This window comes from Sinorhizobium mexicanum, from assembly GCF_013488225.1.
GTDB lineage: Bacteria > Pseudomonadota > Alphaproteobacteria > Rhizobiales > Rhizobiaceae > Sinorhizobium > Sinorhizobium mexicanum.
Genome location: NZ_CP041238.1, coordinates 87,501 through 103,135 on the forward strand (window position 1 = coordinate 87,501; position 15,635 = coordinate 103,135).

Below are 15,635 nucleotides of genomic sequence, written 5' to 3' on the forward strand. Positions count from 1 at the left end.
GAAGCCCCAGTAAACGGCGGCCGTAACTATAACGGTCCTAAGGTAGCGAAATTCCTTGTCGGGTAAGTTCCGACCTGCACGAATGGCGTAACGACTTCCCCGCTGTCTCCAACGCAGACTCAGTGAAATTGAATTCCCCGTGAAGATGCGGGGTTCCTGCGGTCAGACGGAAAGACCCCGTGCACCTTTACTATAGCTTTACACTGGCATTCGTGTCGGCATGTGTAGGATAGGTGGTAGGCTTTGAAGCAGGGACGCCAGTTCCTGTGGAGCCATCCTTGAAATACCACCCTTATCGTCATGGATGTCTAACCGCGGTCCGTCATCCGGATCCGGGACAGTGTATGGTGGGTAGTTTGACTGGGGCGGTCGCCTCCGAAAGAGTAACGGAGGCGCGCGATGGTGGGCTCAGAGCGGTCGGAAATCGCTCGTCGAGTGCAATGGCATAAGCCCGCCTGACTGCGAGACTGACAAGTCGAGCAGAGACGAAAGTCGGTCATAGTGATCCGGTGGTCCCGCGTGGAAGGGCCATCGCTCAACGGATAAAAGGTACGCCGGGGATAACAGGCTGATGACCCCCAAGAGTCCATATCGACGGGGTTGTTTGGCACCTCGATGTCGGCTCATCGCATCCTGGGGCTGGAGCAGGTCCCAAGGGTTTGGCTGTTCGCCAATTAAAGCGGTACGTGAGCTGGGTTCAGAACGTCGTGAGACAGTTCGGTCCCTATCTGCCGTGGGTGTAGGAATATTGACAGGATCTGTCCCTAGTACGAGAGGACCGGGATGGACATATCTCTGGTGGACCTGTTGTCCTGCCAAGGGCATAGCAGGGTAGCTATATATGGAAGGGATAACCGCTGAAGGCATCTAAGCGGGAAACCCACCTGAAAACGAGTATTCCCTTGAGAACCGTGGAAGACGACCACGTTGATAGGCCGGGTGTGGAAGTGCGGCAACGCATGAAGCTTACCGGTACTAATCGTTCGATCGGCTTGATCGTTCCCATTGCTTATGCTCATCGAAGATGAGCATCATTCTTCTGTCCTCACGCGCCAAAGGCGCTGCGGACGGCGCGCCGGACGCCCGGCGGCTCGGCTCTGCCGGCTGCTGGAATTGTCCGGATAAGACGCAAAGACGTGTTCAAAACGAAGCAATCGCTTCACCAGCTTCTCGATTAAAGTTTGCCATGCCATGCATGTGAAACTTGCTCCAGGCCACACAGCCTCCTTAACCAGAGGGAGCCGTATGGCCAGCGCGGCTGCCCTTCGAGCGACCAGCGAGAAGGATAAGCTTAGCCGCGCCAGCAAAGAGCAAGATTGAGCCCGCATCGCAAGGCTCAAGCTTGCGCTTTGCCGACCTGGTGGTTCTGGCGGGGTGGCTGCACCCGTTCCCATTCCGAACACGGCCGTGAAACGCCCCAGCGCCGATGGTACTTCGTCTTAAGACGCGGGAGAGTAGGTCGCTGCCAGGTCTGCAAAACGCAAGCAAAACAATCAAAACGTCTTCTCGCACAAACGCCGACAAACGGCCAAAACAACACCGAACCAAAACGCAGATAACGCGGGGTGGAGCAGCCCGGTAGCTCGTCAGGCTCATAACCTGAAGGCCGCAGGTTCAAATCCTGCCCCCGCAACCAGATCATAAAAGCCCCCGACGTCGAAAGACACCGGGGCTTTTTTTTGCTTAAGCCAGTCGAGTTCGCCGGTCTCCAGCTTCTCCACGAAATCCGTGTGCGCCTCGGCGATGAAGCGACGCTCCATGTAGCCCCAGCACGTCGATCTGGGGCGAGAATGCTGGCGATCAGGCCCGGGGCACTCCAGGGTGGCCGGCTACAGCGCCGTGCGTCCATCAGGACGCACAAAGGACGCTGTAAGTCTTTGAATCCACGCATCGTGCTTTCCGAAAACCGATTCCGATTTTCGGGCCGATGCGCTAGCGCGGTCACTGCCGCGCGGCAGAGCGCAAAGATCCGCCCAAGCCAATTCTTCGTCCAAAAAAGGCTGCAAGGCCTCTTGCTCAAGCATGGTGCGCGGAGAGGTGACTCCTCACCATGCCGGATCGCTTCGTGGTCGATCTACTGCACCGGCTTACGTGGCGGTTGCGGCTGGTTGATCGTGCCCGTCGCGCCCGTATCGGGGGTCTGCACAGCGCCTCTGCGTTTGAGGAGATACTTGTTGAGCGGTTCGCGCTGCCCGTTGATGACGCGCTGGTTTATGTCGATGCCGGGGTAGTGATCTCCGGAGGTTTGCTCGGCTAAGGAAACGGAACCCGGGCCAACGGTAACGAAAGAACAAATAGCCGCGAATAGAATTCTGTTTTTGCGATTCATCGGACTCTCCCGCTTTACATCTGTCCTGGACCTTACGCCCATCACTTGTTGGCGTCGTTGATTGCGATCAAAAGCAGGACCGGCACGATACGGCGTGGAGCTCGGTGGCGTCCCTGTCGTCCGTTTCAAGGACGTCTCATGGACCGGGTTTCATGGGAGCGCCCGGAACGCGCCTTTTCTGGTGGTCTTCGGACGGTCTGCCGCGAGCGTCGTGGGGCCTGGGCTCGCCCCATGCGCGTCAAGCGAGCCGACGTTCCAGGAAAAACCAGCGAGAGGGATGAGATTTGTCTGAAATCAATGACATGCCATGAGCGGATTTCTAAAGTCGCTGGTGTGGAGCGAGCGCGTCCGGTGGAAGACGCATCATCCTCCGCTGGCAGCACTGTGCCCGAGAAGCTGAAACGCGCGGATGCGAAAACCGCATGCGATTTGGAGGGGGACATGACGATCGCGCATGAGGGCACCTTCAATACCGAGGTGCATTCCGACAAACTCACTCTCCTGCCTCTCACCGCACTCGTCGTGGGGTCGATGATCGGCGGCGGGGTTTTCAACCTGCCGTCAGACATGTCTCGCGCCGCTTCGCCCGGAGCAATATTGATCGGCTGGGTCGTTACCGGCTTCGGCATGCTGATGCTGGCATTTGTCTACCAGACGTTGGCAATCCGCAAACCGGATCTCAATGCTGGTCCCTACGCCTATGCCAAGGCGGGTTTTGGCCCTTTCATGGGTTTCATCAGTGCCTGGGGCTATTGGCTTAGCGCGTTTCTGGGAAATGTCGCCTATGCCGTCGCCATCTTTTCTGGGCTGTCCTTCTTCATTCCGGTGTTCGGCGATGGAAACAACCTCGTTTCAATCATAGGAGCCTCGTTCTGCCTTTGGGCCATTCATTGGTTGGTGCTGAAGGGTGTCAAGCAGGCCGCCTTCGTCAACATCGTCACTACGATCGCCAAGCTCGCACCGCTCTTCCTTTTCGTCTTGCTTGCGATCGTCGCGTTCAATTGGGACAGGTTTACGGTGAACTTCTGGGGCCGCGGGGGTGCTCTCGACGCCCCCGAACTCGGCAGCATCATGTCGCAGGTCAAGAGCACTATGCTTGTCACCCTCTGGGTCTTCATCGGTATCGAAGGGGCGAGCGTTTACTCGGCGCGCGCAGCCCGGCGCTCCGATGTCGGTCGGGCGACCGTGATCGGTTTTCTGGGAGCGCTCGGAATCTATGTCCTCGTCTCGATGCTTTCGACAGGGATTTTGAGCCAGCCGGAGCTGGCCGGACTCAAGGTGCCGTCGATGGCTGGCGTGCTGCAGCCGCTCGTCGGTCAATGGGGTGCTGCTCTGATCAATGCCGGGCTGATCGTCTCGGTCGGCGGCGCATTCCTGTCATGGACCTTGCTCTGCTCGGAAATTCCCTACACCTGCGGGCGCGACGGAACGTTTCCGAGGTGGTTTGCCGCCGACAATGAAAACGGATCGCCGGTTAACTCGCTTTGGGCGACCAATATTCTGATTCAAGTTTTCCTGGTCCTGAGCTTCTTTTCCAAGAGCGCCTACCAGTTCTTCTATTTCATCGCCTCGGTCGCCATCCTGCCCCCTTACGTCTTCTCCGGAGCCTACGCCTTCAAGCTGGCTTTGAGCGGAGACACCTATCAGCAGGGTGCACGTGGTCGGACCAGGGACATCGCAGTAGGGGCATTGGCTACGCTTTACGGCATCTGGTTGGTTTATGCTGCCGGGCTCAGCTACCTCCTGATGTGCTCGATCCTGTTCGCCCCTGGCCTGCTTGTCTATGCGAAGGCCAGGAAGGAGCGAGGTGAACAGGTGTTTGCCGGATTTGAATCCTGGCTTGCCGGGCTGGTCGTCGTGCTCGCGATCGTCGCCGCATATCTGCTGTGGACGGGAAAGATCAGCCCGCTCTGACCGCGGCCGGTCAAGTGCAAGGGCTGCGGGTTTAAAGGAGGAGCGCATGCGCAACTTTGGTGTTCATTCGGAAGTCGGCAAGCTCAGGACGGTGATGGTGTGCCGGCCATCCTTGGCGCATCAGCGGCTAACCCCGGCGAATTGCCACGACCTGCTGTTCGATGACGTCATCTGGGTTCATGAGGCCCAAAAGGACCATTACGATTTTGTCCTGAAGATGCAGGAGAGGGGAGTCGAGGTCCTCGAGCTGCATGATCTCTTGGCCGAGACGCTCGCAGACCTGGATGCCCGCAAATTCGTGCTCGATCGCCGAATCACGCCAAATGTAATCGGCTCCCAGATTGCCGAAGCCATGCGACCGTGGCTTGATGAGATGGACTCCAGACAACTGGCCGCTTACATCATCGGCGGAATTTCGATTGCCGACCTTCCCGAGGGCCGGGGCAAGAAGCTGATGGTGGGCGCCTTCGGGGGCCTTGAATTTGTCATTCCGCCCATCCCCAACACGCTCTTCCAGCGCGATCCGTCCTGCTGGATTTACAACGGCGTGACGTGCAACCCGATGTTCTGGCCGGCGCGCCGCGCCGAAACGCTGGTGCAGCGGGCAGTCTACAAGTTCCATCCGATCTTCAAGGGCGGCGATTTCAACATCTGGTGGGGCGACTCGGATGAGCAGTTCGCCAATTCAACGATGGAGGGCGGCGACGTCATGCCGATTGGCAACGGCGCCGTCCTCGTTGGAATGGGGGAACGGACCACCTATCAGGCCGTAGGCCAGGTGGCTAAGGCGCTTTTCAGGAACAAGGCGGCGACACGGGTCATCGGTTGCCTCATGCCGAAGAGCCGGGCCGCGATGCATCTCGATACGGTCTTCAGCTTCTGCGACCGTGACGTCGTGACGCTTTTCGCCGACGTCGTCGAGCAGATCCGCTGCTACAGCCTGCATCCTGTTGATGACGAAGGCAATTTCGAGGTGCGGGTCGAAGAACGCCCGATGCTGGAAGTCGTCAGCGAGGCGCTGGGCATCAAGAAGCTCAGAACTGTCGCCACCGGCGGCAATGCCTACGAGGCGGAGCGCGAACAATGGGACGATGGCAACAATGTCGTCGCGCTCGAACCTGGGGTGGTTGTCGCCTACGACCGCAACACCCACACGAACACGCTTCTGAGAAAGGCGGGCATCGAGGTCATCACGATTCGTGGCGCCGAACTGGGGCGGGGTCGCGGCGGCGGCCATTGCATGACGTGCCCGATCTGGAGAGAGCCCGCCTATTGAAGACTTGTCCATCCTGACTTTTGCAATTGGAGCAGCATCATGAGTTTCAATCTCCGCAATCGCTCGCTTCTTACGGTGCAGGACTACACACCACGCGAGTTTCGCTACCTCCTTGATCTCGCCCGCGATCTGAAGCGGGCCAAATATGCGCGTACGGAACAGAAGCATCTGGAAGGTAAGGAAATCTGCCTGATCTTCGAAAAGACATCGACGCGCACCCGCTGTGCTTTCGAAGTCGCCTGCTCCGATCAGGGCGCCAATGTCACGTACCTGGATCCCGCGGGGTCCCAGATCGGGCACAAGGAATCGTTCAAGGACACGGCTCGGGTTCTCGGCCGCATGTACGACGCCATCGAGTATCGCGGCTCATCGCAACATGGTGTCGAGACGCTGGCGAAATATGCCGGCGTGCCGGTCTATAACGGCCTTACCGACGAGTATCATCCCACGCAGATGATCGCCGACGTGATGACGATGCGCGAGCATGCGGACAAGCCGATCAGCGACATCAAATATGCCTATGTGGGCGATACGCGGTCGAACATGGGGCATTCATTGTTGATCGTCGGTTGCCTGCTGGGCATGGATGTGCGGATCTGCGGCCCGAAGTCACTCTGGCCCTCAGAAGAATATCGGAGCATCGCCGAGCAACTCAAAGAGCGATCCGGAGCGCGCCTGACGATCACCGACGATCCAAGGGCAGCGGTCGAGGGAGTGGACTTCATTCACACCGACGTCTGGGTCTCGATGGGAGAGCCGAAAGAGGTTTGGAAAGAACGAATCCAGTTGCTCACACCCTATCAGGTCAATGCGGATCTGATGAAGGCGAGCGGAAATGCGCAAGTCAGGTTCATGCACTGCCTGCCTGCATTCCACGACACCGAGACAGCCGTCGGGAAGCAGATCGCCAACGACTACGGGATGACCAACGGCCTCGAAGTGACCGACGACGTATTCGAATCCGAGGCGAACGTCGCCTTCGAGCAGGCGGAAAATCGCTTGCACACGATCAAGGCCCTGCTTGTCGCGACGCTGGGGGACTGAACATGCGTGTCGTGATCGCGTTGGGCGGCAATGCTCTCCTCAAGCGTGGGGAGGCCATGACCGCGGACGTACAACGTCATAACATCAAAATCGCCGCGGAAGCCATAGCACCGCTTGTCGCCGAACATGAGGTCGTGATCACGCACGGCAACGGCCCGCAGGTCGGGCTGCTTGCGCTCCAGGGAGCAGCCTACAAGCCAGATGAGGCCTATCCGCTCGATGTGCTCGGCGCGGAGACGGAGGGCATGATCGGTTACATGCTGGAGCAGGAGCTCGGAAACCTTCTGCCATTCGAAGTGCCACTCGCGACATTGCTTACCATGGTCGAGGTCGATGGTACCGATCCCGGATTTCAGAACCCAACCAAGTTCGTCGGGCCGGTCTACGAAGCGGACGAGGCGGCCAAGATCCATCAGGAGAAAGGGTGGACGTTCAAGGAGGATGGTAACAAGTGGCGCCGCGTCGTTCCCTCGCCAGTCCCGAAACGGATTTTTGAGATCCGTCCGATCCGTTGGCTGCTGGACAAGAAGACTGTCGTGATCTGCGCCGGCGGCGGCGGTATTCCGACGATGTATGAGCGAGGCGCGGAACGGAAGCTCGGGGGGGTGGAGGCTGTGATCGACAAGGACCTTTGTTCCGAACTATTGGCGCGCGAACTTGAAGCCGACTTGTTCATAATGGCCACGGACGCCGAAGCCGTCTACACCGGTTGGGGAACCGCCGATCAAAAGGCCATCTTCAAGACGCCCCCCGAAGATCTGAGTGCTTACTCATTTCCCGCAGGTTCCATGGGACCAAAGGTCGAGGCGGCCTGTCATTTCGCCAAGGTGACGGGGCATTCCGCGGCGATTGGGGCATTGGCGGACATCGCCGCGATCGTGCGGGCGGAGCGGGGCACGATCATCGATTCTTCATTCGCGAAAATGACATGGCATGGTTAGCGTAGCCCGCTCGGTTTGGAAGCAATGACATGTCACAAATCGATCGTGAGGAAGGTGTCGATCCGAAGACTGGTTCCCATCCACCGTCGCTGGTCGATGCACTCGTTCCCTGCCTGACGCTTATTGCGCTTCTGTCGCTTTCCTACGTCCTGTTTGGCAATGATGCCTCGTCCGGCCCCAACCAGATCGCATTGCTTTTCTGCGGGATCGTCGCCGCTGGGATAGCCTACAAGAATGGAATGCATTGGAACGGCATCCGCCAGGCCGTTGTGGATGGGATCGCTGCGGCTCTCCCGGCAATCCTGATCCTGCTGGCCGTTGGTGCGCTCATCGGAACCTGGGCGATGAGCGGCACCATCATCTCGATGATTTACTACGGCCTGAAGCTGCTCAGTCCCACCTATTTCTACGCAACCACTTGTCTCGTGTGTGCCGTGGTCGCCTTCAGCATTGGCAGTTCCTGGACGGTGGCCGGAACGCTCGGCATCGGCTTGATGGGCGTCGCGGCCAACATGGGGCTATCGCCGGCGATTACGGCTGGCGCGATCATTTCCGGAGCATATTTTGGCGATAAAGCCTCGCCGCTCTCGGATACTGTGAATCTCGCTACGGCGACCGCAGGCTCTGACATCTACAGCCACATCCGTGAGTCGCTCTGGACCTCTGTGCCAGCGCTGCTTCTCTCATCGATCGTTTTCGCCTTGCTTGGACAGGCGGGCGACTTTGATCCCACCCGCGCGCTGGCGATGATCGATAACAAGGTCGCGGTTTCGCTCTGGGCGTTCCTGCCTCTCGTGCTCGTCTTCTTGCTCTCGATCGGGAGGTTCCCTCCTTTTGTGACGATTTTCGCAGGTGCCATCGCCGGCGCCGTCGTGGCGGTCCTGCATGATCCGGGGACTGTCGTGGCTTTCGCCAGCGCGCCAGACCTACCCTCTGGTTTGGCATTACTAAGGGGAACATGGGCAGCGCTCGCCAACGGCTTCATTTCCTCGACGGGGGAAAAGTCGATCGACGTCATCCTTTCCCGGGGTGGCATGGCGAGCATGATGAACACTGTCTGGCTCATCATCACCGCCCTAGCGTTCGGCGCGGTCGTGGAGCATGCGGGGATGCTGAAGCGGCTCATCGACCCGCTCGTAGCCCGGACGAAATCCGTGGCGGGTTTGATCGCGACCGTTGTCGGAACGTCCGTCGTCTCCAACGTCATCACTTCGGATCAATACATATCCATCGCCCTGCCGGGCAAGTTGTTCGGCGCCTCTTTCGCGGATCGAGGCCTGGCGCCTGTGATGCTGTCGCGGGTCGTTGGGGACTCGGCCACCGTTACGTCGCCGCTTGTGCCCTGGAATAGTTGTGGCGCCTATATGGCTGCAACCCTTGGAATCCCGACCGCTGCCTACGCCGGTTTCTGTTTCTTCAACATTTTGAATCCCCTGCTTGCAATCGCTTTCGGACTTCTGGGCTGGCGGATGGTGCGAACGAAGGCGCCTGATGCGAGGGTCACGAGCCCGGCACCTGTTTGATTTTTGAAGTTTTCAGCAAGGCTCAGGCATCTGCAGAACCAGATATGATCGCGGAGATCGATGCACAGAACTTCCAATGCGTGCCCAGAACGCGGCCGCCCTCGTCCTCTTGACCTGAAGTGGAGCAACACGATGCCAGAACAGAAAGACTTGCATGCCGATACGAGTGCACCGATGAGTGCCGAGCAGCTTCGCATGCAAATGCTGGAGCGGGAGATGGCGGAAATGGAGAAGGAGCGCAAGCTCCGCTCGCTGCAGGAACAGAAGCTTGCCGACTTCGCCGCCGATTTCCTCGAGAAGCATGTCACGGAGCAGGAAATCGCCGTTGTCCGCCGCCTCGTCGCCAATGCGGTCAAGGAAGGCAAGTTCGAGGCGATGGTCTACAGCTTCCCATCCTCGCTCTGCACCGACAGCGGCCGGGCGATCAACAGCGCCGATCGCGACTGGCCGCAAACGCTGCAGGGAAAGGCCAAGGAGTTCTACGAGCGCTACCAGGAATTCGGCAAGCCGCAGGGCTACAAGCTGAAGGCGATGATCATCAATTTCCCCGGCGGCATGCCGGGTGATGTCGGCTTCTTCCTGGACTGGTCGCCCGACAAGGCCTGACGCGCGGGGTGTTCCGGCGTGTCGTCTGAGGAAGTGGAATGCCGGTCTACTGCATGTTCCTTGAATCGCAACCGATTCAAGGACAAAAACATGCGGTAATCCAAGTGCTACTGAGACCTTTGTGCGTCTGAAAGGACGCACGGCACTGTAGAGCGGGGAGCGCTCACGTACGTTCGCGCCATCGCTCGATCTGTTTGTTTTTGCCGCATTCATGCGACGTCCGGTGATTCCACCTGACGGCAAATGTTCTAATTCATTCTAGGCTCAACTTCCGGGATGGGAACGCCAGCCTCGCGCAGCCCTTCGAAGAGCTGCCGCTGATCCTCGGGGCGACGGATCCGCAGTGCGACTTCTCTTCGGATGTTGTCGAAGAAGTCCGGGAGGTTTGTTTCCAGCCATTCCCGCTCCACTCGAGCCTCTTCCATTTTGCGGAGCTTTCCAAGGGTGGCGAGCAGGATGATGTGATAACTCGGATTGGCGCGAAGGTCGGCCAGGGAGGCCCATCGCTCGGCGGCGACGTAGTCCCGCTTGAAATAGGAGCAGACCGCCAGGGCGGCCTCGAAATATCCAACAACGGGCCCCGGATTGTGTGCGACGGTTCTTGCCACGAGATCGCAGCCCCGACGCCATTCACCGGAGAGGGCGAGGCGGAAACCATATTCGCCGGAGAGTTCCGTGTCATTGGGATTGATGGCAAAAGCGCGCGCGCCCACCGCCAAGGCGGCATCAACCTCCCCGCGGAAGAACAAGGCGAGCATTTCCGCCTGCAAGGCGCGGGCATTCTCGGGGTCCAGTTCGACGGCGCGCGTCGCTGCCTCGATCGCGTGCTCCAACGGTATGGATGACGACCGACCGAGACGATATCGGAAACGAAGCTCGTCAATATATGTTATCGACAGGAGTGCCCAGGCCGTCGCGTAATTGGGAAACTGTCTTGTCGCATCCAGAAGGCACTCTTGAACGGAAGCATGTGTCTGGGGGTTCAAGTCGCTGCGATAGCCGTAGTAGGCCAGAGTACACGCATATGCTTCCCAATCATCCGGAACCGCGCTTGTGAAGTGTGCGGCGTTCGCCTGGAAGATGACGCCGTATGGTTGTGCGACGGCGGTCGCCACGGCGGCAGCGGCGTTCTCCTGCAGTTCAATGATCTTGTGGGCCTGCAGGTTTTCGTCGTAGTTGTTCGCCCATACCACGGATCCGTCGGACCGCTGGACCAGCCGTATGCCAAGTCGAAGCTTGTCGCCATCGAGCCGGACCCGGCCTTCCAGGGCGTAGGTCGGGCCATCGCCTACGGCGCTTGGCTGCGCCGCCGTCTCACCCGTGGCGACGACGATCTCCTTGAACTTGGCGATATTGCTGACGACCTCGTCGGCTAGGCCTCGCGTGATCATCGCCGACTGCTGCGTTCCGGAGAGATCCTCGAACGGCATCACAACCAGCCTTGGAATGTTTGGCCGAATGCCGCTGGACGTCGCGAGGTCCTCGTCCGAAGCGGGGCGAACGAGCACGCTTGTCGCCAGCCCGCCGAGGGCAAGAGCGGCCCCGCCGACGCCAAGCCAAATCCACCGATGCCAAGGGCGTTGAATGGACGAGTCCGCTCTTTCAAACGCTGAGTGACCGGGGCCTACGTCGACCTGGGTGTCGGTATGCCTCTCGAAGATCGGCACGTAGCCGCCTTTGGGAATGCTGATGACAATCGGGTCGTTGCGGCCGGCAACGAGATAATAACGTTCGAGGGCGCGCCGAATACGGCCCGCTTCGATCCGCACAACCGGATCCGCTTGAGCGTCAAACGACGAGTCCCGACCGAACACTTCGGTTGCTATCGAATAGGCCTTGATGCGGTCCGAATGGCCTGCAATCACCTGCTCGATAACATAGGTCAGGAATTTGCGGGCGCGACCGGGGGCATCGAACTCGGGGCTGAGCCGAATTCGATCGAGCTGCGCAAGGATTTCCTCGTCGGAGGGTAAAGCAATCGGCTCGACCCGAACGCTCTCCTGGCCAGCGATCGTCATGTCCGCCCCCATCAACACTACAACGTACGCTTGTGTCCAGCGGAACCCGTAAACTCCCGTATCATACGTCCCGGCCCGCGCAGAACGCAATATACTGGCGTCGTATTTTCATTTCCGGCCCGGAGGGGGAGGAGCGAAATGAATGCGCAATCGGGAGGGTCTAATGAAGGACACGGATTGGCGGCCGCGTTGCGTCGATTTCCGACGCGCTCCTTGCAGATCAAGGAGTTGTCTATGCGCGACGAGAGCTTCAGAGGGATGTGCGAGGACTTCGCCGCCGCTGAGACCGCGCTTGCCAATGCCGATCAGCTTCCTTTCCATGTTCGCGACGAGCGGCGCACTGAGTTCAGGGGGCTGGTCGAGAGTCTCGCGGCAGAGATTGAGCGGGCACTCGGGCCGGCAAAAGGCCTTACCTAACTCGGAAGCGTTGGCTGCTTCGTCTGGATAGCAAAGGTCAACGCTGGTGCTCTGGTTCTTTGGTCAGCACTGGCGGAACACAACGATTCGACGGGCACGATGGTCGTCGAAGCAGGGGCAAAGGGGGACGCAGTCATGGGAGTCGAGCAATGCTTACGTCAATATTGGCTCCGGGAACGGGCATAAGCGCCCCTCTCATGGAGTTGCTTTCCGGGGGAGAGGTCGAGTCGAAGCCGACGAGCAGTTTTGTCGACGGACAAAGCATCTATTCTTCCGGCGAAAGGGTCGGCCAGGCCTACCGGGTCGAATTCGGGGCTGTCCGCGTCTATCGGGTGCTTGCGAACGGGCGGCGGCAAATCCTTGCATTCCATTTTGGAGGAAACTGGTTCGGCCTGCAAAATGGGGACCGGCACCGCTCTACGGCGGAAGCGATAGGTGTCACCGGCATAAGGAGCATCAACCTCCAAAAGGATCCTCATATCTGGCAAGGCCTGCTGCCGGCGGTACTGGAAAATTTCTCGTCCGCGCAGGAGCATCAACTGGTTATCTGCCGCCAAAGCGCAGTCGAGCGGGTCGCTGCCTTTCTCCTTGAGATGTCGGAACGTGCGGGCAACTCGCAGAGGTTTGAGCTTTTCATGCCTCGGGTCGATGTTGCCGACTACCTCGGGCTGACGATCGAAACCGTGTCGCGTTCGCTTACAAAGCTGAAAAACAAAGGTATTATAAAATTGCACGGCCCCCGCGGCATCGAGATTATGCAATATCGCGCACTTCAGGGTCTGTGCCTTTAGTGATTGTCCAATAGCGAATGGCGAGCCGAAAGTTTCCCGGCACTGAACCGTTCCTTCAAAATTCGGCGTTGCGCGTGAGCGCAAACTGACGGCCGGGGATCCCGGCCCCTCCTTGTAGGGCAGAGCACAGGTGACGGGCGGGACGCGCGACCACACGGGGAAAGAATATGTCGGCATTGCAGGTTCCCGGGTTCCTGACGTTTACCTTATCGATCCTGGTTTTCTTCGTCGGCAGCCGGCTCAACAGGTCGGTCGCGGCTCTTTCGCGCTGGAACATTCCGGAGGCGGTGACCGGAGGTCTGATTTCGGCATTTCTGACGTTGATCGCGTACGCATTCCTTGGCACGGAAATACGCTTTACACTCGGCGCGCGCGATCTGCTGCTATTGTATTTTTTCACCGGCGTGGGCTTGAACGCGCGGCTGTCCGATCTGATTGCCGGTGGACGGCCATTTCTCGTGCTCCTGGCACTGACACTCGCCTTTCTCATCATTCAGAGCGTCGTAGCTGTGGGCTGCGCAGCAGTGCTCGATCTGCCTGCCGGCTTCTCGATCCTGCTCGGACCGGCCTCGCTTGTCGGCGGTCACGGCACGGCCATTGCCTGGGCGCCGACGATTTCCACCCGCTTCGGCCTGACGAATGCCATGGAAGTCGGCATCGCCAGCGCGACGCTGGGGCTCGTGATCGCGAGCATTCTGGGCGGACCGATTGCGCGTCGCCTCATCTCGCGGAACGCCCTTCAGGGGAAAATGGATGAGGAATTGACCGTCGGGGTTTCCAACGAGCAGTCCGATCGCTACGCAGACGAGGTGAGCTACCAGTCAGTGCTGCAAACGTTGCTTGTGATGAATATTGCTGTCATCGGCGGCTTCCTGTTGCATGAGCTGGTCGTCGAGCTAGGCATCAGGCTCCCGCTTTTCGTCGTTTGCATGTTCTTTGCCATCCTGTTGACCAACACGGTCCCGGCAGTCGCGCCGCGACTGCCCTGGCCAACAAGGACCCGACCACTTTCGCTGATATCCGATCTTTCGCTGAACATCTTTCTCGTGATGTCGCTCATGAGCCTGCAACTCTGGGCGCTGCAGGGCCTTGGACTGTCGATCGTCGTCGTGCTGGGTCTGCAGACCGTCATCGCGGTCGCCTACATCCTGTTCGTCGTTTTCCCGGCGATGGGGCGCAGCTACAACGCAGCGGTGATTTCCGCGGGCTTCACCGGCATCGCACTCGGTGCGACCCCGACCGCGATTGCCAATATGGCCGCAGTGACGAAGACCCATGGTGCCGCGCCGATCGCCTTCATCATCCTGCCACTGGTATCGGCATTCTTCATCGATATAGCCAACGCCGGAATCATCACATTTATGGTCAGGTAACGGGCGGCGTCTGAAATCCGGTTCGAGTTTCAGGCCGGCATCAGCCATGTGTCGTGCGTGCTCCATGTGGCCAGCCAGGGCAAGCGCGGCGGCGCCCGCGAATTGCAGCGAACTCAGGCCCGGGCTTGCCTGGGCTGCCTTGACAAAATGTGATCCCGCGTCGCCGCAGCGATCCTGCTGAATTGCCGCCATTTCCCTCGGCAAAGTGCGCCTGATAAGCGAGATCGAATGGACTGAGACGGAGAGCCCCGTCTGGCTAGAGCAATCGCCGCTGTCCCGTGACACTGCTCATGGACGCGTATCGAGTTCAAGCAAGGGGTTCCACACTAGACCGATGCGAGAAGTCTGATGGTCCGGCAGCCTTAGCCGTCAGGATGAAGTTCAGCGGCCGACTTGCTCTCATTGTTCAGACCATCGAACCGATGATCGAACTCATCCTCGGCTTTCAACTCCTTACCCTTGAAGTTACCCGCCGCCTGCAGGAGATTGATCGTGTCCTGCTGCCGCGGGATGATCTCAGTCTTCCAGCCCGGAATGTAGGTTTTACCAGTCTCGGCATCGATGACTGATTTTGCATCCTCTTCGCTCAGCCGCTGATCCTTGATCAGGTACTGCTTGGCCCACGTTTCGGCATTGTCGTTCTTCCAGAGATGGGCGCGGTACCAGTGCACCACGAGATCCCGGATCGCCGCAGCCTGGGACGGGTCGGCGAGCGCAGTCTTGCTTGCGTAGAGGATCTTGAGATTCTTGTTGCCGTCTCCGGCGCTGGCGATCTCGGTTGCGCCTGTTCCTGGGACGGACTTGAGGTAACGGGCACGGTCCGGCTGCTTGAGGACCGCCGCATCGATCTGGCCGGCGCGAAGAGCATCCGCGAATTCCGCGAGCCCGAGATTGATCGGAACGATGTCCTCCGGCGTCAGACCCGTCGCCCGGAGGTTCCTGAAGACGATCGCCTGCTGAGCCGTTCCAGGGTTGATCCCGACCTTCTTGCCCTTCAGGTCCTTGAGTTCCTTGATGCCCGAATCCGGAGCAGTCGCGATGATCGTCGTCGGCCCTTCCGTCACAACGACGCCGACGATGACGACGTCGGCTCCAGAGAAGTGCGCGAGGATTGGCGGCACATCGCCGACAGCGCCGACCTGCGCCGCACCCGCCCTGATGGCCTCGAGCCTCAGCGGCCCGCTGGTGAAGTTGGCAAAGCTAACATCCGCCGCGAGCTTGTCATACTCGCCGGAAAGCCTCAGGAGGCTCGCGGCGTTGTTGGCATCGTCCGCCAGTACAATCTTGACGCCGGGCGGTACGCGCGTCGGGAGCGAGGGATCGTCGGCCAAGGACGAAGTGGCTAGAACCGTGGAAAAAAACGCGGCGATACCCGTCTTCAGTGCGGTCGATTGCTTGCGCAT

12 protein-coding genes, 1 tRNA gene and 2 rRNA genes (1 of these 15 only partly in view) are annotated in these 15,635 nt (G+C 59.3%); 12 read left to right on the forward strand and 3 right to left on the reverse strand.

Features of this window, described 5'->3' with window-relative positions; translation table 11 throughout:
* The 3 genes from FKV68_RS00380 to FKV68_RS00390 all read left to right on the forward strand — a co-directional run.
* Nucleotides 1–1,000: ribosomal RNA gene (locus FKV68_RS00380) — 23S ribosomal RNA — on the forward strand (it extends 1,942 nt beyond the left edge of the window).
* A 356-nt stretch (nucleotides 1,001–1,356) separates the two neighbouring features.
* Nucleotides 1,357–1,471 (forward strand): 5S ribosomal RNA (rrf, locus tag FKV68_RS00385).
* Nucleotides 1,472–1,559: 88 nt separating this feature from the next.
* A tRNA-Met gene (locus FKV68_RS00390) sits at nucleotides 1,560–1,636 on the forward strand.
* 438 nt (nucleotides 1,637–2,074) lie between these two features.
* On the opposite strand, the gene FKV68_RS00395 is transcribed toward FKV68_RS00390, so the two are convergent.
* The gene (locus tag FKV68_RS00395; protein ID WP_180939599.1) at nucleotides 2,075–2,329 is read right to left on the reverse strand and encodes a hypothetical protein; all 255 of its coding nucleotides are present in this window, start codon (nucleotides 2,327–2,329) and stop codon (nucleotides 2,075–2,077) included.
* Between the two features lie 441 nt (nucleotides 2,330–2,770).
* On the opposite strand from FKV68_RS00395, the gene arcD reads away from it, so the two are divergent.
* The 6 genes from arcD to FKV68_RS00425 all read left to right on the forward strand — a co-directional run bounded on the left by arcD (nucleotide 2,771) and on the right by FKV68_RS00425 (nucleotide 9,633).
* Nucleotides 2,771–4,243, forward strand: coding sequence for an arginine-ornithine antiporter (arcD, locus tag FKV68_RS00400; protein ID WP_180939600.1), 1,473 nt, complete (start codon nucleotides 2,771–2,773; stop codon nucleotides 4,241–4,243).
* 46 nt (nucleotides 4,244–4,289) lie between these two features.
* Nucleotides 4,290–5,519, forward strand: a complete 1,230-nt coding sequence (gene arcA / locus FKV68_RS00405; protein WP_180939601.1) for an arginine deiminase — start codon at nucleotides 4,290–4,292, stop codon at nucleotides 5,517–5,519.
* A 39-nt stretch (nucleotides 5,520–5,558) separates the two neighbouring features.
* A complete protein-coding gene (locus tag FKV68_RS00410) occupies nucleotides 5,559–6,563 on the forward strand; it encodes an ornithine carbamoyltransferase (RefSeq protein ID WP_180939602.1) in 1,005 nt (334 codons plus the stop codon).
* Between the two features lie 2 nt (nucleotides 6,564–6,565).
* Nucleotides 6,566–7,504: a carbamate kinase gene (gene arcC, locus FKV68_RS00415; RefSeq protein ID WP_180939603.1), complete on the forward strand. Its 939-nt coding sequence runs from the start codon at nucleotides 6,566–6,568 to the stop codon at nucleotides 7,502–7,504.
* Between the two features lie 29 nt (nucleotides 7,505–7,533).
* The gene (locus tag FKV68_RS00420; RefSeq protein WP_180939604.1) at nucleotides 7,534–9,027 is read left to right on the forward strand and encodes a Na+/H+ antiporter NhaC family protein; all 1,494 of its coding nucleotides are present in this window, start codon (nucleotides 7,534–7,536) and stop codon (nucleotides 9,025–9,027) included.
* A 132-nt stretch (nucleotides 9,028–9,159) separates the two neighbouring features.
* The gene (locus tag FKV68_RS00425; RefSeq protein WP_180939605.1) at nucleotides 9,160–9,633 is read left to right on the forward strand and encodes a histidine kinase; all 474 of its coding nucleotides are present in this window, start codon (nucleotides 9,160–9,162) and stop codon (nucleotides 9,631–9,633) included.
* A gap of 248 nt (nucleotides 9,634–9,881) precedes the next feature.
* On the opposite strand, the gene FKV68_RS00430 is transcribed toward FKV68_RS00425, so the two are convergent.
* On the reverse strand, nucleotides 9,882–11,651 hold the full coding sequence (locus tag FKV68_RS00430; RefSeq protein ID WP_180939606.1) for a hypothetical protein: 1,770 nt from the start codon (nucleotides 11,649–11,651) through the stop codon (nucleotides 9,882–9,884).
* A 138-nt stretch (nucleotides 11,652–11,789) separates the two neighbouring features.
* Between FKV68_RS00430 and FKV68_RS00435 the strand changes: the two genes are divergently transcribed.
* From FKV68_RS00435 to gltS, 3 genes are all read left to right on the forward strand, one after another.
* Nucleotides 11,790–12,068, forward strand: a complete 279-nt coding sequence (locus FKV68_RS00435) for a hypothetical protein (RefSeq protein WP_180939607.1) — start codon at nucleotides 11,790–11,792, stop codon at nucleotides 12,066–12,068.
* Nucleotides 12,069–12,265: 197 nt separating this feature from the next.
* On the forward strand, nucleotides 12,266–12,859 hold the full coding sequence (locus FKV68_RS00440) for a helix-turn-helix domain-containing protein (protein WP_245181999.1): 594 nt from the start codon (nucleotides 12,266–12,268) through the stop codon (nucleotides 12,857–12,859).
* A gap of 167 nt (nucleotides 12,860–13,026) precedes the next feature.
* Nucleotides 13,027–14,232, forward strand: a complete 1,206-nt coding sequence (gene gltS / locus FKV68_RS00445) for a sodium/glutamate symporter (protein WP_180939608.1) — start codon at nucleotides 13,027–13,029, stop codon at nucleotides 14,230–14,232.
* A 362-nt stretch (nucleotides 14,233–14,594) separates the two neighbouring features.
* On the opposite strand, the gene FKV68_RS00450 is transcribed toward gltS, so the two are convergent.
* Nucleotides 14,595–15,635 carry an ABC transporter substrate-binding protein gene (locus FKV68_RS00450; protein ID WP_180939609.1) on the reverse strand — a complete coding sequence of 347 codons (1,041 nt, stop codon included), beginning with the start codon at nucleotides 15,633–15,635 and terminating at the stop codon, nucleotides 14,595–14,597.